At 58.5% G+C, this 18,490-nt stretch carries 19 protein-coding genes and 1 tRNA gene; 5 read left to right on the plus strand and 15 right to left on the minus strand.

All coding sequences use genetic code 11. The features are described from left to right. Positions 1 to 13 precede the first annotated feature (13 nt). The 4 genes from BFV97_RS10550 to pdxH all read right to left on the minus strand — a co-directional run bounded on the left by BFV97_RS10550 (position 14) and on the right by pdxH (position 1,907). Positions 14 to 90, minus strand: a tRNA-Pro gene (locus BFV97_RS10550). A 73-nt stretch (positions 91 to 163) separates the two neighbouring features. Further along, complete coding sequence (locus BFV97_RS10555) at positions 164 to 655, minus strand: DUF192 domain-containing protein (RefSeq protein WP_342672147.1); 492 nt, start codon at positions 653 to 655, stop codon at positions 164 to 166. Then, positions 621 to 1,139 (minus strand): cold-shock protein, encoded by a 519-nt coding sequence (locus BFV97_RS10560; RefSeq protein ID WP_245667698.1) that lies wholly within the window; start codon positions 1,137 to 1,139, stop codon positions 621 to 623. The genes BFV97_RS10555 and BFV97_RS10560 overlap by 35 nt, the downstream gene beginning before the upstream one ends. A 144-nt stretch (positions 1,140 to 1,283) precedes the next feature. Beyond that, positions 1,284 to 1,907, minus strand: a complete 624-nt coding sequence (pdxH, locus tag BFV97_RS10565) for a pyridoxamine 5'-phosphate oxidase (protein WP_069300336.1) — start codon at positions 1,905 to 1,907, stop codon at positions 1,284 to 1,286. 241 nt (positions 1,908 to 2,148) lie between these two features. Here pdxH and fabI point away from each other — a divergent pair, with 241 nt between their 5' ends. Then, positions 2,149 to 2,967 (plus strand): enoyl-ACP reductase FabI, encoded by an 819-nt coding sequence (fabI, locus tag BFV97_RS10570; protein WP_069300337.1) that lies wholly within the window; start codon positions 2,149 to 2,151, stop codon positions 2,965 to 2,967. 74 nt (positions 2,968 to 3,041) lie between these two features. On the opposite strand, the gene eda is transcribed toward fabI, so the two are convergent. Together eda and edd are read right to left on the minus strand one after the other, a co-directional pair. Continuing rightward, entirely contained in the window at positions 3,042 to 3,698 is a 657-nt protein-coding gene (gene eda, locus BFV97_RS10575) for a bifunctional 4-hydroxy-2-oxoglutarate aldolase/2-dehydro-3-deoxy-phosphogluconate aldolase (RefSeq protein WP_069300338.1), read from the minus strand. 3 nt (positions 3,699 to 3,701) lie between these two features. Next, a complete protein-coding gene (edd, locus tag BFV97_RS10580) occupies positions 3,702 to 5,519 on the minus strand; it encodes a phosphogluconate dehydratase (RefSeq protein WP_069300339.1) in 1,818 nt (605 codons plus the stop codon). Positions 5,520 to 5,684: 165 nt separating this feature from the next. Between edd and gpt the strand changes: the two genes are divergently transcribed. Genes gpt through BFV97_RS10595 form a run of 3 tightly spaced genes read left to right on the plus strand, consistent with a single transcriptional unit; the run spans position 5,685 to position 7,746 of the window. Next, a complete protein-coding gene (gene gpt / locus BFV97_RS10585; RefSeq protein ID WP_069300340.1) occupies positions 5,685 to 6,188 on the plus strand; it encodes a xanthine phosphoribosyltransferase in 504 nt (167 codons plus the stop codon). Further along, entirely contained in the window at positions 6,189 to 7,343 is a 1,155-nt protein-coding gene (locus BFV97_RS10590) for a trans-sulfuration enzyme family protein (RefSeq protein WP_069300341.1), read from the plus strand. 55 nt (positions 7,344 to 7,398) lie between these two features. Next, positions 7,399 to 7,746: a RidA family protein gene (locus BFV97_RS10595; protein WP_069300342.1), complete on the plus strand. Its 348-nt coding sequence runs from the start codon at positions 7,399 to 7,401 to the stop codon at positions 7,744 to 7,746. A gap of 51 nt (positions 7,747 to 7,797) precedes the next feature. On the opposite strand, the gene recR is transcribed toward BFV97_RS10595, so the two are convergent. From recR to proS, 8 genes are all read right to left on the minus strand, one after another. After that, complete coding sequence (gene recR / locus BFV97_RS10600; protein ID WP_281200950.1) at positions 7,798 to 8,397, minus strand: recombination mediator RecR; 600 nt, start codon at positions 8,395 to 8,397, stop codon at positions 7,798 to 7,800. A gap of 94 nt (positions 8,398 to 8,491) precedes the next feature. Then, positions 8,492 to 8,836, minus strand: a complete 345-nt coding sequence (locus BFV97_RS10605) for a YbaB/EbfC family nucleoid-associated protein (protein WP_069300344.1) — start codon at positions 8,834 to 8,836, stop codon at positions 8,492 to 8,494. Positions 8,837 to 8,928: 92 nt separating this feature from the next. Then, positions 8,929 to 10,296, minus strand: a complete 1,368-nt coding sequence (locus tag BFV97_RS10610) for an MATE family efflux transporter (RefSeq protein ID WP_245667700.1) — start codon at positions 10,294 to 10,296, stop codon at positions 8,929 to 8,931. Positions 10,297 to 10,300: 4 nt separating this feature from the next. Further along, entirely contained in the window at positions 10,301 to 11,530 is a 1,230-nt protein-coding gene (locus BFV97_RS10615; RefSeq protein WP_069300345.1) for an MFS transporter, read from the minus strand. Positions 11,531 to 11,650: 120 nt separating this feature from the next. Next, entirely contained in the window at positions 11,651 to 12,328 is a 678-nt protein-coding gene (locus tag BFV97_RS10620; protein WP_069300346.1) for an ABC transporter ATP-binding protein, read from the minus strand. An 83-nt stretch (positions 12,329 to 12,411) separates the two neighbouring features. After that, the gene (locus tag BFV97_RS10625) at positions 12,412 to 13,695 is read right to left on the minus strand and encodes a lipoprotein-releasing ABC transporter permease subunit (protein WP_069300347.1); all 1,284 of its coding nucleotides are present in this window, start codon (positions 13,693 to 13,695) and stop codon (positions 12,412 to 12,414) included. Further along, positions 13,692 to 14,189 (minus strand): DUF2937 family protein, encoded by a 498-nt coding sequence (locus BFV97_RS10630; RefSeq protein ID WP_069300348.1) that lies wholly within the window; start codon positions 14,187 to 14,189, stop codon positions 13,692 to 13,694. Before BFV97_RS10630 ends, BFV97_RS10625 begins: the two co-directional genes overlap by 4 nt. Before the next feature lie 13 nt (positions 14,190 to 14,202). Continuing rightward, the gene (gene proS, locus BFV97_RS10635; RefSeq protein WP_069300349.1) at positions 14,203 to 15,540 is read right to left on the minus strand and encodes a proline--tRNA ligase; all 1,338 of its coding nucleotides are present in this window, start codon (positions 15,538 to 15,540) and stop codon (positions 14,203 to 14,205) included. A 181-nt stretch (positions 15,541 to 15,721) separates the two neighbouring features. Between proS and BFV97_RS10640 the strand changes: the two genes are divergently transcribed. Next, a complete protein-coding gene (locus tag BFV97_RS10640) occupies positions 15,722 to 16,990 on the plus strand; it encodes a patatin-like phospholipase family protein (RefSeq protein ID WP_083225601.1) in 1,269 nt (422 codons plus the stop codon). A gap of 9 nt (positions 16,991 to 16,999) precedes the next feature. On the opposite strand, the gene BFV97_RS10645 is transcribed toward BFV97_RS10640, so the two are convergent. After that, the gene (locus tag BFV97_RS10645) at positions 17,000 to 18,475 is read right to left on the minus strand and encodes a Ppx/GppA family phosphatase (RefSeq protein WP_245667702.1); all 1,476 of its coding nucleotides are present in this window, start codon (positions 18,473 to 18,475) and stop codon (positions 17,000 to 17,002) included. Positions 18,476 to 18,490: the final 15 nt, after the last annotated feature.

Here is an 18,490-nt window from a genome sequence, read left to right on the forward strand (position 1 = left end):
TGAGGGATTTTACTGGTCGGGGCGGCGAGATTCGAACTCACGACCCCCTGTACCCAAAACAGGTGCGCTACCAGGCTGCGCCACGCCCCGATCCAGTGAGATGCGATTTACACTGGCCTATCAGGATTGGAAACCCCAAAAATGAAGTGTTTTGGATTCTGTTTCAATTACAGGGCCAGATCGGGTCGGAATCGGCAAAAGCAGGGTGGCGCATCTCTGCCCCGACCGGCACGCCGAGCTTTCTGGACATCCCGCCGTTTACCTCTAACACAGCAAGGATATTATCGCCGCCGGGGATTGAATCCAGACTGCCGGGCACAGCGTTCTCGTGGATATTTTGCACCACACCGTGACGGTCCAGAAATATCATGTCGAGCGGGATAAGGGTGTTTTTCATCCAGAAGGAAACACTGAGCGGCTGGTCGTAAACAAACAGCATACCGCCGTAACGTGGCAGGGATTCGCGATACATCAGACCGCGGGCGCGATCTTCAAAGGTATCCGCGATTTCAACGGTAAACCGGACAGAACCGCCGTCCCAGCGCAGATCAACCGCGCCCTGTTCACATGCGGCCTGTGCCGCGCCGGTGGTGGCGCAGACAAACAGGATAAGGGCGGCTTTAAGCGTCTTGTGTCGCTTCGTAATCCCACGCACGCACTTCGATCGCCATGCGGCCGCGCGGCCCCTGTGCAGTGCGCACACAAATTGCTTCACCCTGTGCCAGTTCTGCCAATCCATAAGCCCTTAGAACCTCCATATGGACAAACACATCTTCCGTGCTGCCAAAGAGGTTAACAAAACCAAAGCCCTTTACTTTGTCAAACCACTTTACCCGTGAAGGGGTCAAAGGTTCGTCAGATTTTAGGGTCGACAGATCAAAGCCCAGTTCGGGCACGCCGCGCAGGACTACGTCGCTTTCTGCTTCGGGCAGTTCAAGCTGGAGGATCTCCAGCGCCTGAAATCCCCGTGCACTTTCTGCAACTTCTACTTTGATCCGCGTGCCCTCAACGACAGAGCTGTGACCGTGATTACGCAAAACATTCGCATGCAGCAGTATATCGCGCCCGCCTTCATCATCCGTGATGAATCCGAAGCCCTTTGTGCTGTCAAACCATTTCACGTTGCCGGTTTTAATCAAAATTGTTCACTCCACCCTCTGCTGAGCATTGTAAGACATGGCAGGTCAAACTCAAGAATTTATGACCATCCGGTCCATATTACAGTCGGCCGTCCCAACAGAACTGTCCTTTACACCTTGTTTACACCTGAAAAAGTTGACCTATCAAGGATTAAGTCGACTTACCGTCCATTCCATTTCTTTTTCTGTCTTTCGCCACACAAATCGGTCGTGTAGGCGGTCGGCGCCATCGCACCAGAATTCTATTTCTACGGGGCTGATCCGGAAACCACCCCAGAACGGGGGACGTTCAGGGTTTTCGCCCAGCGTTTTGGTCAGCTCTGCTGCCCTATTTACCAAAGTCTGGCGATTGTCCAGTGGCGAAGACTGGTCACTTGCCCAGGCCCCGATGCGGCTAAAGACCGAACGGCTTTGGAAATAGGCGTCTGACTCTGCTTCTGACACGGTCGAAACCGTGCCGCGCACGCGGATCTGGCGGCGCAGAGTTTTCCAGTGCATAACGAAAGCCGCCTTGCCGGTGCTGTCCAGTTCGGCAGCTTTGGCGCTGGTATAATTGGTAAAGAAAACGAAACTGTCCGACTGGATTTCTTTCAACAGGACCATACGGACATTGGGCAGGCCGGCCGCGTCCACGGTGGCCAGCGCCACGGCGTTGGGATCATTCGCTTCCGTTTCGCCCGCCTCTGCCAGCCAGTTCCGTGCAATTTCAAACGGGTCATCTCCTGCAAATACACCTTGCCGGTCCGACGATAAATCGGTGGGTTTCATCTATTCATAACCTGTCTTTTCCATGACGTTCCCGTTCGGTTTTCTTACCCCACAATATTTTTACTTGCAAAGCAAGTGCCGGAATCCCCGAAGCTTCGCCCCCTTGCGCGAATACTGCGCTGTGATCACGGCAGCGGGCCGGTCGCAACAGGTCCTGTTTGTTGGTTGAAACCCCAGACTTGCGGCTGGGCCAGCCTTGGATTAAATGTGGATGACCGCAATACCTGCAAGGAACAAGGCAATGACTTCTGGAATAATGCAAGGCAAACGGGGCCTGATCATGGGCGTCGCAAACGACAAATCAATTGCATGGGGCATTGCGAAAGCCTGCCACGACCAAGGCGCGGAGCTGGCGTTCTCTTATCAGGGCGAAGCCTTGGGCAAACGGGTCAAACCGCTGGCTGCAAGTGTCGGCTCGGATCTGGTACTGGAATGTGATGTGACCAACGGGGCGTCGATGGATGCCCTGTTCACAACGCTTCAGGACAAATGGGGCAAACTGGATTTCGTGGTGCACGCCATCGGCTTTTCCGACAAGAACGAACTGCGTGGCCGCTATGTGGACACCAGCATTGAAAACTTCCGGATGACGATGGATATTTCCGTTTATTCCTTCACTGCCGTCGCCCAGCGCGCCGAACAGTTGATGCCCGACGGGGGCGCCTTGCTGACGCTGACCTATTACGGTGCGGAAATGGTGATGCCCCACTACAACGTTATGGGGATTGCCAAGGCCGGTCTGGAAGCATCGGTCAAATATCTGGCGATGGACCTCGGCCCGAAGAACATCCGCGTGAATGCGCTGTCTGCTGGCCCGATCAAGACGCTGGCCGCCTCTGGCATCGGTGATTTCCGCTACATCCTGAAATGGAACGAGCTGAACTCTCCGCTGCGCCGCAATGTAACCACCGACGATGTTGGCAAGTCCGGCATGTATCTGTGTTCCGATCTTGCCTCTGGTGTTACGGGTGAGAACCACCACGTTGACGCGGGCTATCATGTGGTCGGGATGAAGGCCGAAGACGCCCCTGACATTGATGTGGTGACTGGGCGCAAATAATCCAGCTCATATAGAACGAAAAAAGGCCGGACAGTTGCATGCTGCCCGGCCTTTTTTCGTTCATGTGTAAATGATCAGGTGGTCGCTGTCAGTTCACTACAGGCCGTTTTGGCCAGTTCGGTAATCCGGTCCCAATCGCCGCTTGCCACAGCATCCTTTGGCGCGACCCAGCTACCACCGACACACACCACATTGGACAGCGACAGATAGCTTGCCGCATTCGCCAGCGAGACACCTCCTGTGGGGCAAAATGTGATCTGGGGCAGCGGTGACGCCAGCGAACCCAACGCCTTGGCGCCGCCTGCGGCCTCTGCCGGAAAGAATTTCTGCGTGGTATAGCCCCGCTCCAGCAGGCGCATTGCCTCGGTTGCGGTGGCTGCACCGGCCAGCAGGGGCAGACCCTCAGCTTCGCAAGCGTCGATCAGCGCATCTGTCGCACCGGGGGAAACCCCGAAGGTTGCACCAGCTGCCTTGGCGTTTTTCACGTCCTGCGCTGTCAGCAAAGTACCGGCCCCGACGATCCCGCCTTTGACCTCGGCCATTGCAGCGATCACATCGAGCGCTGCCTTGGTGCGCAAGGTGACTTCCAGAACCGGCAGCCCCCCCGCCACCAGCGCCTGACCGAGTGCGGCGGCTGTGTCGGCGGATTCAACCAGCAGTACGGGAATTACAGGTGCGGTCTTGCAGATTTCCAGTGTCCGCGCACTCGCGGTTTTTGCGTCAATTGCCATAGTTCAGGCTTCCTCAAATTTGAATACTGTTGCCCCGTCACGGGCCGCACCGACATTCTGACGAAAGGCTGCGAACAGCTCCCGTCCCAGACCGACTTCGTTATCGCCCATTTCCGGATGCGTAATCTCGCGTTCAAAAATACCGGCGTCTTGCGATTCAAGGTGGCCGTGTTCGGCATCAACCGTCACAATGTCACCGTCGCGCAGATAGGCCAGCGGCCCGCCATCCAGCGCCTCGGGGCTGACGTGAATGGCTGCGGGCACCTTGCCCGACGCGCCTGACATGCGCCCGTCGCTGACCAGCGCCACTTTGATGCCGCGATCCTGAAGCACCGACAGGCAGGGCGTCAAACCGTGCAGTTCCGGCATCCCGTTGGCTTTCGGACCCTGATAGCGCACGACGACCACCACATCGGACGTGAACTCTCCGGCGCGGAAAGCAGCGAGCACGGCCTCTTGCGTGTGAAACACCCGCACGGGCGCTGTCAGCACACGGCGTTCCGGCGCAACAGCAGAGGTTTTCATCACGCCCCGCCCCAGATTGCCCGACAGGTTGGACAGGCCACCCGTTGTTTGGAATGGTGCTTTGGTGCTGGCAATGATCTTGTCATTCAAAGAGGCGTTCGCCCCCTCCTGCCAGCTCAGCACGCCGTCCACCAGCTTGGGTTCTTTGGTGTAGCGTTCCAGCCCCTGCCCCATCACCGTCAGCGTATCGTCATGCAGCAAGCCCGCATTCAACAGTTCACTGATGACCAGACCAAGGCCGCCTGCCGCATGGAAATGATTCACATCCGCCAGCCCGTTGGGATAAATCCGTGTCAGCAGCGGCACCACTTGCGACAGATCGGCAAAATCCTCCCAGTCGAGCACAATGCCCGAGGCCCGCGCCATTGCGATCAGGTGGATCAGCAGATTGGTAGACCCGCCCGTTGCCATCAAGCCGACAATCCCGTTCACATAGGCTTTCTCATCGAGCACATGGGACACAGGGGTATAGGCGTTGCCAAGGTCGCTCAGCCCAAGGGCGATGCGGGTGCCTTCTGCCGTCAGCGTTTCGCGCAGCGGCGTGTTTGGGGCAACAAAGCTGGAACCGGGCAGGTGCAGCCCCATAAACTCCATCAGCATCTGGTTTGTGTTGGCGGTGCCATAAAAGGTACAGGTGCCTGCGCTGTGGTAACTGGCCATCTCCGCTGCCATCAGCGCATCGCGGTCGCATTTACCTTCGGCAAACTCCTTGCGCACCCGCGCCTTGTCGTCATTGGCCAGACCGCTCGGCATGGGTCCGGCTGGCAGGAACACCGCCGGAATATGGCCAAAACGGGCGGCGGCGATCACCAGACCGGGAACGATCTTGTCGCACACCCCAAGGTAGATCGAACTGTCAAACACGTTATGGGACAGGCCAATCGCGGCAGACATGGCAATCGCATCGCGGGAAAACAGCGACAGTTCCATTCCCGTCTGACCTTGGGTGATCCCGTCACACATGGCTGGCACTCCGGCAGCGACCTGCGCAGTGCCCCCTGCCGCCCGTGCCGTGTCCTTGATCAGATCCGGATAGGCCTGAAACGGCTGATGCGCCGACAGCATATCGTTATAGGCGGTGATGATCCCGATATTAGGGGCCCGTTTCTCTGCCAAGTCGGACTGATCCTGCCCCATCGCGGCATAGGCATGGGCCTGATTGCCACAAGACAGATGCGCGCGCTTCGGCCCGTCAGAGCGGGCCTGCTCCATCTGGCGCAAATAGGCCGAACGGCTGCGCTCGGACTTGATCGCGATGCGCGATGTGACCTCTGTCAAAGTACTGATGACCGACATGGTTGGCTCCCTTTGCGTGTGTGCGTGACTGCCAGTAAGTTTACGTTAGCGATAACGTAAGCCAAGTCGGGCGGCAAAACAAGCGCGAAAACTCGCCCTTTCCAAAAGAACGCCGCCCATAGTATCAATCATGCACAACATTCACCTAAAATGAGTCTCTTGCCCATGTCAGAAAACCGCCTCCCGCACGAAAAAGGCTTCCATATCTCCTGGGACCAGATCCACCGCGACAGCCGCGCTCTGGCCTGGCGACTGGACGGTCACGGACCGGATGACGGGGCATGGCGGGCCGTAGTGGCCATTACGCGGGGCGGTATGGCGCCGGCCATGATCGCCGCACGGGAGTTGGACATCCGCACGGTTGATACGATTTCGATCAAATCTTACGATCACCAGTCCCAATCCGAAGCGCGGGTCCTGAAGAAACCCGACGACGACCTGATGGGCGACGGCACCGGCATCCTGATTATCGACGATCTGGTCGACAGCGGCAAAACGCTCGAAGTGGTGCGCCGGCTTTATCCGAACGCCCATTTCGCCACCGTCTACGCCAAACCCAAAGGCCGCCCGCAGGTGGATACATTCATTACCGAAGTCTCTCAGGACACATGGATTTTCTTCCCTTGGGATATGGCGCTGCAATACGTTGAACCCTATCGGGGCAATTAAATGGGCCGCAAATCCAACAGGCTGGCACCCGAAACACTGGCCGCGCAAGCGCTGCGCCACATAGACCCCGCATCTGGCAGCGTGGTGCCACCGATGGTGGCGACGTCAACCTTTGCACGGGATGAAAACTACGACCTGCGCGACGGCTATATCTATGCGCGCTATGGCAGCCCCACTACGGCCCACGCCGAGGAAATCATCGCCACGCTGGAAGGCGCAGAGGAAAGCCTGCTGGTAAACTCCGGCATGTCCGCATCTGTCACGGTGGTCGAATCCCTGCCCCCGAACGCCCATGTGGTGGCCCAGTCGATGATGTACCACGTCGGTGTGCACTGGCTGGAGCGTCAGGCCCAGCGCGGTGTGATCCGCAAAGACCTGTTCCCTGCGGGCGATCTTGATGCGCTGAAAGCCGCGCTGATGCCGGGAGAGACCAAACTGGTCTGGATCGAAACCCCCGCCAACGGCGACTGGTCGCTGACCGACATTGCCGCTGCTGCCGAACTTGCCCATAGTGTCGGGGCTGTTCTGATGGTGGACAGCACGGCCGCCCCGCCCTGCACCACCAAACCGCTGGATCTCGGCGCGGATATTTCCTTCCATTCTGCCACAAAATACATGGGCGGCCATTCCGATTTCACCGCCGGCGTTCTGTCGGCCCGCAAGGATATGCCGCTCTGGGATGAAATCCGGCAGGTGCGCAGCTTTCAGGGCACCATCCTGCCCGCATTTGAATCCTGGCTGCTGATCCGCAGCCTGCGCAGCCTCCACATCCGCTATGAGGCCTGCAGCCGTAACGCGATGGCCTTCGCACAGCATTTTGCAGCCCATAGTGAAATTGAGACCGTGCTCTACCCCGGCCTGCCCGATCATCCCGGCCATGAAATAGCTGCGCGGCAAATGAAAAACGGCTTTGGCGGCATGATGTCAATCTGCGTAAAAGGCAGCGCCGACCGTGCCTTGGAGATGGCAAAACAGACCAAAGTCTTCATCCCTGCCACATCGCTTGGGGGCGTCGAAAGCCTGATCGAACACCGCCGCACAGTTGCCGGACCTGACAGCGGCATTCCCGAAAACCTGCTGCGGATTTCAATCGGCATCGAACATATCGACGATCTGATCGCGGATTTTGAACAGGCGCTTGCCGCTACCATCTAACACAAAACAGCGCGCAGATGCATTCTTCGCGCCACGACCCTAGAAGGAAAGACCCATGCCAGAAATCACACGCGCCCACGGAAACGGCCGGATGAGCCAGATCGTCACCCACGGCGATACGATTTACCTCGCCGGTCAGGTCGGCACGGCCGGTGCATCGGTGACACAGCAAACGCAGGACATTCTGGACAAGATTGATGCCCTGCTGGCAGAGGCCGGCACCGACAAAACCAAAATCCTGCAAGCCATTATCTGGCTGGATGACATGGCCGATTTTGCCGAAATGAACGCGGTTTGGGATGCGTGGGTGCCCCAAGGCAACGAACCTGTCCGCGCCGCCGGTTCCGCCCATCTCGCGACGCCGGAATACAAAGTAGAGATCATCATCACAGCGGCAAAGTAACAACCGCCATACAATCATGCCTCCCGCCAAGCGCGGGCGGCACCCGCCCCTTCAGACGGCTTTTCGCGCCCGCAACGCAGCTGAAATCGTCCCGTCGTCGAGATAATCCAGCTCTCCGCCAATGGGCACGCCCTGCGCCAGAGAGGTCACAGAAACCCCTGCATCTTCCAGTTGTTCCGCGATGTAATGGGCCGTGGTCTGCCCGTCCACGGTGGCATTCAACGCAAGGATCACCTCGGTGATTTCCTCATCCAGCACACGGCGGATCAGGGCGGGGATGCGCAATTCTTCCGGCCCCACCCCGTCGAGCGCGGACAAAGACCCGCCCAGCACATGATAGCGCCCTTTGAACACGCCGGAACGGTCCATTGCCCAAAGGTCGGCCACATCCTCGACCACGCAAATCTGCCCGTTGGCACGGCGGGCATCCTCGCAAATGTCACAGCGGTCCCGCGTGCCGATATTGCCGCAGACCAGACATTCCCGCGCAGTGGCAGCCACCGCAAACATGGCATCCGCCAGCGGGGTCAGCAACAAGGCCCGTTTCTTGATCAGATGCAACACCGCGCGACGGGCCGAGCGCGGCCCCATACCGGGCAGTTTCGCCATCAGAGCGATCAACCCGTCAATGTCCTGATTCTTGCTGTCCAAGCCCGTCTCCATCCATTTTCGTCAAATATCCCCCGCGGAGCGATCCCGACACCGCCGGAACCGCGCCCTGTCAGGGATGAACCACCCGACCGGATCAGAAGGGCAGTTTCATACCTTCGGGCAGGTTCAACCCTTCGGTCACTTTGCCCATCTCCGCCTGCGCGGTTTCCGCAGCGTGGGCCTGTCCGTCCTTGATCGCGGCAACGATCAGATCTTCGACCACCTCTTTGTCATCTGCAACAAACAGGCTCGGGTCGATATTGATGCCTTTGACATCACCCTTGGCTGTTACGGTGACTTTCACCATGCCAGCCCCGGCTTCACCCTCAACGGTGATTTCGTCCAGCTTGGCTTGTGCTTCGGCCATCTTGCCTTGCATTTCCTGCGCCTGTTTCATGATCTTGGCCATATCGCCAAGTCCGCCTAAACCCTTCAGCATTGCTTTACTCCTGCAAAATTGATCCGCTTCTCATTACCCTGCAATCCAGCGTGTCACAAGATAAGCTCTTAGGTAAGACGTTTACCGGCGGTTCAACCCCTTGCGGGAAGGTTGCGCATAAAATGTGCGGCCCAGATCATCGCGGCTGTGCCCGCCAGTACCGCCGCCAGCGCCTGTCCGTAGACCACACCGGGGGCCGTCAGCCACTGGCCCATCAGAACACAGCACGGAAAGATCAACACCCCGTCCCGCAACCAGTTGCAAACGGTGGAATAGATCGGGCGGCCCAGATTGTTAAACGCCGCGTTAGACACAAACAGTGCGCCGGTGAACATATAGCCCCCCGCCCCGATCAGCATAAAGGCCGTCAGCACTTCGGCGGCGGTGCCTTCCAGTCCGAACAGGGCGGCCACCGGATGGCGCAACAGGGCCAGCAGGCTCCAGCTGACCAGCGTGTAAACGGCGCAGAATTTCAGCGCATCGCGATAGGTTTGTTGCACCCGCTCGAACTGCCCCGCCCCGTAATTCTGCCCGATGATCCCGCCAATCGCCCCCGAAAGCGAGAATATCCCGCCAAAGGCCAGCACTGCCAGACGGCTGACCACCGCCCAGCCTGCCACCGCTGCATCGCCATAAGCGCTGATCACTTTTGTCAGGATATAGTTGCCAAAGGGCGTGGAAAGCTGGGTCATCACCGCTGGCACGGCAATCATCAGAAAGGGGCGCAGCAACTGGCGCATGACCCTACGGTTCACCGGCCCGACCATGTCGTAGATATGGATCACGAACCAGACCGACAGAACCGCCGACAACCCGCGCGAAATGACGATCCCCCAAGCCGCGCCTTCGAATCCCATGCCCAGTCCGATGATCAGCACCGGATCAATCACCATCGCCATCAATCCTGCGGACATGGTCACAGCCATAGACCGCACCGCATCCCCGATAGAGCGCAGCACAGCCGAACCCACCATGCCAAGCGCCATGAACGGCAGGCTCGGCACGCTGATCGACAAAAATCGCGCTGCATCCGCCTGCGTCTGCCCTTCGGCCCCTGCAAAGGCAAGGATTTCAAACCGGAACACCAGAACCAGCGTGGCCATGACAACTTGGAAAACAAAGGTGAATATAGCCGCGCTGGTGGTCTGCTGGCGGGCCAGATCGGTCTTGCCCTGCCCGATGGACTTGGACACCAACGCCATGCTGGCAATCATCAACCCGATGCCGGTAGAGATGGTGAAAAACTGGATGGTCCACGCAAAGCCGAGCGCGGCCACCAGCCCCTGATCCCCAAGCGTGCTGACCCAGAACAGCGTGGCCACATCCACAAGGAACATGAACACCAGCCCCAGCGATCCGGTCAGGGTCATCACCACCACATGACGCATGATAGAGCCGGTCAGAAACCGCGCTTTCCTGTCCGGCTTTGCAGCCGGTATATCGGTTTCGGTTCCGGACATTCGGTTACACGGCCTCCGCTGGCAGGACAGTCCGTGCAAAGACGGTTTCATACCCGATGCGCGGGTGGCGCGGGATCATCAGGGACAGGACCAGCGACAGTACCGCAACAGAGGCCGCAAAGATGAACACAGCGGCAGGGGACAACAGCCACAGATAGCCCAGAATCGCCGGCAAAAGAACCGCGCCGATATGGTTGATCGTAAAGGCAACCGCCGCAGTGGGTGCAATATCGGACGGATGAGCGATCTTCTGGAAATAGGTCTTTTGCGCAAAGGCCAGCGCAAAGAACAGGTGGTCGATAACATACAGGCTTGCCGCGACGACCACACCCCAGCCGAACATATAGATCCCGCCATAGGCGCAGAAGACGACAATCAGCCCGATATATTCAAAGGCAAGTGCGTTACGCTCTCCGACGCGGGACACAAACCGCCCCATCAGCGGTGCAAAGACCATATTAGCCACATAGTTGATCAAAAACAGGGCGGTGACTTCGTGGACCTCAAATCCGAACCGTTCCACCATCATGAAGGCGGCAAAGACCATGAATATCTGACGCCGCGCCCCTGACGCCGCTTGCAGGCTATAGTAAAGCCAATAACGTTTGCGCAGCACCATTTTCTTATGCTGCTTGTGGGGCGCTTCAAAGGTGGGATAGGCAAACCAGCAAAACAGGGTCAACACAACAGCAACCCCGCCGCCGATCAGGTAGATCGTGTTAAAATCCCAGCCGAGCAGGTTCCAGACCAGCATAATCGCGCCATAGGCCAGCAGGGAGGCCGCCGACCCGATCGCCACCATCCAGCCGAGCACTTGGGGCGCATGTTCCTTGCTGATCCACTGCAATTCCAACGACATTTTAACGGTCTCGTAATAGTGAAACCCGATAGAGCCGATGATGGTCGTAACCATCAAGCCCAGAAAGCTCGGGAACCATGCGGTGACAGCAACGGCCACGCCCAGTGCCAGTAACGATACCACTGCAAGCACCTGTTCACGCACAAACCACAGCACGTAAATCACGCCGATGGCCAGAAAGCCGGGAATCTCGCGGATGGAATGGAGCCAACCGATTTTCGCGCCGTCGAAATGCGCGACTTCGATGACAAAATTGTTCAGCAGCGCCAGCCATGTGGAAAAAGCCAGCGGCATGGCAAAGGCCATGAGACCCAGCAGTACAACGGGCCGCCGCCAGAGCGGGAGCGTATGGGCATTTGCAATTTTTACGGGCATGAACGTATCCTTTGCCAACCGCGCGGGAGGGGCCGGAATTCGTCCATGCCAAAACGGTTCCGTATATGCAATGAACGGAAAGCACGGATAAATCCAGACCAAAAGGCTCTGCTACCCGAATTACGCGGAGACAATTTCCCCTGCATCCAGCCGCACCATACGATCCATTCTTGCGGCCAGTTCCAGATTATGGGTGGCGATCAAAGCTGCCATGCCAGAGGCCCGAACCAGTTCCATCAGCGCCGCGAACACCGTGTCCGAGGTATTGGGATCAAGGTTCCCGGTGGGCTCATCTGCCAGCAAGACACGGGGTTTGTTGGCCAGTGCGCGGCAAAAGGCAACGCGCTGCTGTTCGCCGCCGGACAGCTCTCCGGGGCGGTGGCTGGCGCGGTTTTTCAGGCCGACACCTTCAAGCAGCACCTGCGCGTGGGCTTCGGCCTCGGCGCGGCTGACACCATTGGCCAGTTGCGGCAGCACCACGTTTTCAAGTCCGGTAAATTCCTGCAACAGATGGTGGAACTGATAGACAAATCCCACATCCTGCCGCCGCAGCCGCGTGCGGGCGCGATCCCCGCCGCCTACAGGTTTACCACCTATTTTCACCTCGCCGCTGTCCGGCGTGTCCAGCAGCCCGGCGATATGCAGCAGCGTGGATTTACCGGCACCGGACGGGGCAACCATCGCCACGACCTCGCCTTCGGCCAGTTCCAGATCCACCCCGTTCAACACGCGGACTTCGGTGGGTTTGCCAAGGTTGTAACCTTTGGTGATCCCGCTCAACTGAAGGGCTTTATTCATGACGTAGCGCCTCATCGTACCGGCAAACCGGCTTGCCTGATCTGCCTGACTGCTGGCCTTTCAGCCGTTTGATGCGAGGCATGTTACTCATAACGCAACGCCTCGACAGGGTTCATGCGGGCGGCGCGGCGGGCGGGGAAATAGGTCGCGCCAAAGGACAGGCCAAGCGACAGGATCACGGCGCTGGCCACATCGCCCAGTTGCAGTTCCGCTGGCAGGGTAGACAGCATGCGCACCGAAGGATCCCAGACACCGCCACCGGCCACCAGATTCACGAAGTTGAAAATCGGATCAATGTAGATCGCGAAGAGACAGCCAAGGATCACCCCGAGGATCGTCCCAACCACGCCAATCGACGCGCCGCAGATAAAAAAGACCCGCAGGATCGACCCTTGGGTCAGCCCCATCGTGCGCAGGATACCCACATCGCGCCCCTTGTTCTTTACCAGCATGATCAGGCCGGACACGATATTCATCGAAGCGATCAGCACCAGAATGGACAGGATGATGAACATGATGTTGTCTTCCATCTCCAGCGCCCGCAGGAAACCGCCGCTGGCGTTTTTCCATGTCCAGACCAGTGTATTTTCCCCCGAAGCCGCCATAAGCGGCTCTACCATTTTGCCAATATCGTCAGGATTTTCGACCTGAACCTCAAATTCATCCACGACTCCGTCCCGGTTGAAATAGAGTTGCGCCTCGCCGATCGGCATATAAACGCGGGTGCGGTCGATGTCATAGCGCCCCACCCCGAAGATATAGACCACCTCGTAGGCGCTGACCCGCGGGCTGGTACCAAAGGCGGTTTTGATCCCGTCAGGAGAGATCAGCGTGATCTTATCCCCAAGCGCCAGATCCAGTTCCCGCGCGATGCCAAGCCCGATGGCGACACCTTTATTGAAATTCTCAAGATTGCCCAGTTGGGTTTCAGGGTTCACCACCAGAGGGATGGTCTTGATGTCCTCGAAACGCTCGCCAAAGACCTCGACGCCTGTGTTGCGACCGTTGGCCGAAGCCATCACCTGCCCTTTGACCACGGGGGCCACCCGCACAACACCGTCCACCGCCCGCAGGTTTTCCGCAATCGGATCGAAATCCGCAAATGTGCGCACAGTGCGGTTGTTCTCATCCAGATGGGGCGAGACATAGACCGTCGCATGGGCATTCGCGCCTAGGATCGTGTTGGTAAATTCGGTGCGGAACCCGCTGCGCACGGCCATTGTCGCGATCAGGGCGAAGACAGCCAGCGTAATTCCGATCAGTGAAATCCATGTCATTACCGACACGCCACCTTCACGGCGCTTGGCCCGCAGGTAGCGCCACGCAATCAGCCACTCGAACGGGGCAAACGGGGGTGTGGTTCTCATGGTGTCACCTCTGACAAGGGTCGCTTGCGGCGGCCAAACAGCAGGCCCGCCCCGCGCAGCAGGCCGAAGCCTGCAAAAAATCCGCCCATAGCGAAGAGAAACCCGTCAATGGTCAGGGGCACGGCAGGGCGGTAGTCCTGCCATGCGCGGGTTGCGATCCCCTGATCCGAAAAGCGGGTGACATGGGCCAGACGTTCAAACGGTCCGGCCCCTTTGAGTACCGCCAGATCCCCTTGCAGCCGGTCCAGACGGGAAAAAGTCTCTGTCATGTCCCGCTGCCGCGCCTTTTGAAAGGCGTTGCCGGTCATAGAGTCGAGCGCCTGCTGACGGGTCAGCCCAACGCCCTGTGCGCTTTCATCGAAATCCGCTGCCACAAGACGCAGTTCATCGACGGCACCGCCAAGACGCTGCACATATTGTTGGGTGTATTCTGGGAATTGCGATGCGGCGACCAACAGGATCACCCCACCTCCCAAGTTTAGTATCTGCCCCATGGGACCGCCTGTATCAAGCGCCCGCGTAAATGTCCTTTACCCGTGCCACTGCTTCTGCCGGTGTCATTTCCGTGCTTTCCCCCGTCTTACGCGAGGTGAGTTCGACGACACCATTTTTCAAACCTCTGGGGCCTACTGTAATACGCCAAGGCAATCCGATCAAATCCATAGTTGCGAATTTGCCCCCTGCCCGTTCTTTCCGGTCGTCATAAAGCGGCTCCAGACCGGCAGCCGTGAACTCTTTATACAGTTGCTCACAGGCGGCATCGGCTTCTTCGTCGCCCTGTTTCAGGTTCACGATGCCCACATGATAGGGTGTCACGCCCTCGGGCCAGATGATGCCTTTGTCGTCATGGCTGGCCTCGATGATCGCGCCAAGCAGACGGGACACGCCAATCCCGTGGCTGCCCATATGAACCGCAACAGGTTTGCCGTCCGGTCCCTGCACCTTTGCATTCATCGCATCGGAATATTTGGTGCCGAAGTAGAAAATCTGCCCCACTTCGATCCCCCGCGCGGTGCGGCGGCGTTCTTCGGGAACCTCGTTGAACAAGGCTTCGTCGTGGGTTTCATCGGTGCGGGCGTATTTGGTGGTGAATTCTTCCATGATGGACTGGCACTGGTCCACATCATCAAAATCAATCTCGCGGTCGCCAAAGGTCAGATCGGTGACAGCGCTGTCATAAAACACCTCGGATTCGCCTGTGTCCGCCAGCACGAGGAACTCATGGGTGTCATCGCCCCCGATCGGGCCGGAATCCGCGCGCATCGGGATGGCTTGCAGGCCCATGCGTTCATAGGTGCGCAGATAACTGACCAGATGGCGGTTATATGCGTGCAGTGCGTCTTCTTTGGTCAGGTCAAAGTTATACCCGTCCTTCATATAAAACTCGCGGCCCCGCATCACACCAAAGCGCGGACGGCGTTCGTCGCGGAACTTCCACTGGATCTGATAGAGCGTTAGGGGCAGGTCTTTGTAGCTGCTGACATGAGAGCGGAAAATATCGGTGATCAGTTCCTCAGCGGTCGGCGTGAACAGCATATCCCGGTCGTGACGGTCCTTGATGCGCAGCATTTCCTCGCCATAGTCGTCATACCGCCCGCTTTCGCGCCACAGGTCCGCCGACTGGATGGTTGGCATCAGCATCGGCATATGGCCGGCTTTCTGCTGTTCTTCGTGCACGATGTCTTCGATCTTGCGCAGCACCTTGTAGCCCATTGGCAACCACGAATAAATCCCGGCGCTGGATTGTTTGATCATACCGGCCCGCAGCATAAGGCGGTGGCTGACAATCGCGGCTTCGGCCGGGTCTTCTTTCAGAACAGGCAGGAAATAACGGGACATGCGCATGGGATAGGCTCCAACTTATCTTTGGTTATTGCTCTAGGCCAATCTGCAATGGGGTGCAACATGCGCTGCATCTGCTGCGCTGCGTGCATTCCACGGACTGCTACCCTGAATTGAATTGTTGCCAGATCACCGTTCCGCGCTTAGGGTTTTGGTATTTCGCACAGGTTTTATTGGGGTCTTCATGGGTTTTACATCAAAAGTTCTACTACTCTGCCTGTCTCTCCTTGTGGCGGCTTGCGGCGGCATTGACCGCGCCATCTATGCCCCGCCACAGGCCAGCCATTCGCAAATGCAGCCTATCGGATTTCCGGATGTGCGCTACTTCGGGGATACCGCGCCACAGAGTCTGGATAATGAAGTCGATACATTCGCCCAGCGCCTGCGCACAGTGCGGCGCGAAGGGGACGGTTTGCACATTCTTGCACTGTCGGGGGGCGGACCGAACGGGGCTTTTGGTGCCGGTGTGATGAAAGGCTGGACGCAATCCGGCACCCGACCGGAATTTGACATCGTTACAGGCATCTCCACCGGCTCTATCATCGCGCCTTTCGCCTTTCTCGGGCCAGCCTATGACGACAGGCTGGGAGAGTTTTACAAGACCGCCACAACCGACGCGCTGGTGCGCAAACGGTTTCTGGCTGGTATCTTTGGCGGCGGGTCGCTTTATTCTACGGCACCATTGAAACGGGTGATCGACTCGGTCGTTACCCCCGAATTTATCGGCGCATTGGCCGATGAATACGCCCGCGGTCGGCTGCTGCTGATTGGGACCACCAACATGGATGCAGAGCGGCCCGTGATCTGGAATGTCACCGAAATTGCCAGCTACCGGAACGAAGAGGCCCGCGCCCTTGTGCGCGATGTGATCCTTGCCTCTGCCTCTATCCCGATCATGTTCACGCCGGTCCGCTTTAACGTGACCGATGGCACCGAGGAATTTACCGAACTTCATGCAGACGGCGGGCTGACTCAGGAAATCTTTACCTATTCGCCGGAACTGCCCGTGCGCAGCTATTTGCGCCGTGCGGGGCTGGCCCATCGGGACAACCGCGTCTGGGTAATCCACAACAACCTGATCAATCCGGTCTACCAGCCCCAGAAAACCGGTTTGCGCGATATTGGAGAGCGCACCCTATCAACCCTGATCAAAAGCCAGAGCGTCGGGGATTTGCAACGGATCGCAGCCCTTGCGCGGCGCGACGGGTTTTCCCTGCGGGCGATGATCATGCCCGCCCGTTTCACCGACAAATCCCGCGAGCTGTTCGATCCGGTCTACATGAGCCGCCTCTACGCCCTTGGGGAGTCTATGGGCCGTCAGCCGAACGCTTGGGGACGCAAGCTCGAAAGCCTGTTCGAGCGGGACAAACGGGAAGGCGAAGCCGCCATCGCCGCGATAAATGCCGCGCAAGAACAGGTAATGCAGGGAAAGACGGTTATCGTGTCACAGTAAGGGGCGGTTCTAACAGTAGGTCAGCCGACCCTCACAGCCCATCGACTGCGCCAGTTCCACGAGCCGTGTTTGCACCACTTCCCCGCCAAAGGCGGCGATGGCGGGGGGGAGTTTCAGTTCCAGCACCCCCTCGGACTGCACCAGTTTCGCGCGGCGCAGCACGCTGCGGTCGCCCCCTGCCAGTGACGCGCCAAGCCGCATGGCTTTGCCGATAATCTGCGCACCAGTATATTGTTCATCGTTCAGCAAGGGCCGCAGCGCCTTGTATTTGTCTAACTTGCCGCTCTTGCGATAGCGGTGCAGCAGCGCCATTGCCAGCAACACACGGCCCGAATGATCCAGCCCGCCAAGGTTGCCGCGCGAAGCGTTGTCAAAGCATTCCTCGGCACGGGAGCTTGGATCGGAACGCCAACTGACATCATGCAGCAAGGCCGCCGCCAGCGTGATCCGTTCCCAACGGTCCGGGTCGGGCAGCAAGGGCAGAATCCAGCGGGCCAGTTCCACACCAAACCCCGGAAACCGTGCAGAGGTTCTCTCGTTGAACAAACACGCCTCGATCAGCGGATCGCGGGCGCGCAGGCCCTCGGGCATCTGTTCGTACAACAGCCCTTCGCGCAATCCGTAGCTGGAAATCGCCACTTCTTTAGGGTCAAACACATCGACCAGATGGCGCAGCACACGGGCGGCCATTGGCACCAGCGTCAAACGGTCCACACTGGTGCTGCTCAGGGCGCGAAACTCTTCCAGCGATGCGCCGTCGATCCAGTCCAGCGTTTCCGCCAGCCGCCTGCGCGAGAGTTTGTATTCGTGGAGCACCTGCAGGGGATAATCCCGCCGTGCCATATCCAGTTTAGCAATAGCGCGGTAAGAGCCCCCCACTAGATAAAGCGTAGGGTAGTCTTTGGAAATGGTCTTGCGCAACTGGTGCAGCGTATCGCGGATATGGGTATCAAGATCCCCCTCCACACCAGCCAGACGCAGGGGCGCAAGCGGAGAGGTCAGGCGCTCTCCGATCTCGCCGTTGTTCAGTTCCACCAGTTCCATAGAGGCCCCGCCGATGTCACTGACCAGCCCGTCCGCCCCCGGCCAGCCGAGCAGGACACCCTGCGCTGACAGGCGGGCTTCTTCGACGCCGCTGGCCACGGATACCTCTATTCCCGTTTTTTCCCGCACTTCGGCGCAAAAGGCCGGACCGTCCTTTGCCTCGCGCACGGCGGCGGTGGCCACGGTGGTCAGGGACTGCACCTTGAAGCTTTTGGCAAGGGCGGCAAAACGGATCATGGCAGACAGGGCGCGCGCCCGCCCTTCGGGGTTCAGACGACCGGTTTCAGACATGCCTTTGCCCAGACCGCACATTACCTTTTCGTTGTAAAAATACGCCGGAGACCGCGCCGCGCCGTCAAACACCACCATGCGGACAGAGTTCGAGCCCACGTCGATCACCCCGACCCGTTCCAGTGCTGCAAATTTGGTTGTGATCTTCACGCGCTTCGCCCCCTT

Origin of the sequence: Neptunicoccus sediminis, assembly GCF_001719615.1 — a bacterium.
GTDB classification, from domain to species: domain Bacteria; phylum Pseudomonadota; class Alphaproteobacteria; order Rhodobacterales; family Rhodobacteraceae; genus Amylibacter; species Amylibacter sediminis.

What these genes read in the sequence shown, in the direction of transcription:
- BFV97_RS10595 (WP_069300342.1), top strand. Translation starts at nt 7,399, where the DNA reads ATGCCAGAAATCACACGCGCCCACGGAAACGGCCGGATGAGCCAGATC.
- BFV97_RS10610 (WP_245667700.1), bottom strand. Translation starts at nt 10,296, where the DNA reads ATGTCCGGAACCGAAACCGATATACCGGCTGCAAAGCCGGACAGGAAA.
- gpt (WP_069300340.1), top strand. Translation starts at nt 5,685, where the DNA reads ATGTCAGAAAACCGCCTCCCGCACGAAAAAGGCTTCCATATCTCCTGG.
- BFV97_RS10605 (WP_069300344.1), bottom strand. Translation starts at nt 8,836, where the DNA reads ATGCTGAAGGGTTTAGGCGGACTTGGCGATATGGCCAAGATCATGAAA.
- pdxH (WP_069300336.1), bottom strand. Translation starts at nt 1,907, where the DNA reads ATGAAACCCACCGATTTATCGTCGGACCGGCAAGGTGTATTTGCAGGA.
- BFV97_RS10625 (WP_069300347.1), bottom strand. Translation starts at nt 13,695, where the DNA reads ATGAGAACCACACCCCCGTTTGCCCCGTTCGAGTGGCTGATTGCGTGG.
- BFV97_RS10630 (WP_069300348.1), bottom strand. Translation starts at nt 14,189, where the DNA reads ATGGGGCAGATACTAAACTTGGGAGGTGGGGTGATCCTGTTGGTCGCC.
- BFV97_RS10590 (WP_069300341.1), top strand. Translation starts at nt 6,189, where the DNA reads ATGGGCCGCAAATCCAACAGGCTGGCACCCGAAACACTGGCCGCGCAA.
- BFV97_RS10620 (WP_069300346.1), bottom strand. Translation starts at nt 12,328, where the DNA reads ATGAATAAAGCCCTTCAGTTGAGCGGGATCACCAAAGGTTACAACCTT.
- edd (WP_069300339.1), bottom strand. Translation starts at nt 5,519, where the DNA reads ATGTCGGTCATCAGTACTTTGACAGAGGTCACATCGCGCATCGCGATC.
- BFV97_RS10640 (WP_083225601.1), top strand. Translation starts at nt 15,722, where the DNA reads ATGGGTTTTACATCAAAAGTTCTACTACTCTGCCTGTCTCTCCTTGTG.
- BFV97_RS10615 (WP_069300345.1), bottom strand. Translation starts at nt 11,530, where the DNA reads ATGCCCGTAAAAATTGCAAATGCCCATACGCTCCCGCTCTGGCGGCGG.
- fabI (WP_069300337.1), top strand. Translation starts at nt 2,149, where the DNA reads ATGACTTCTGGAATAATGCAAGGCAAACGGGGCCTGATCATGGGCGTC.
- eda (WP_069300338.1), bottom strand. Translation starts at nt 3,698, where the DNA reads ATGGCAATTGACGCAAAAACCGCGAGTGCGCGGACACTGGAAATCTGC.
- proS (WP_069300349.1), bottom strand. Translation starts at nt 15,540, where the DNA reads ATGCGCATGTCCCGTTATTTCCTGCCTGTTCTGAAAGAAGACCCGGCC.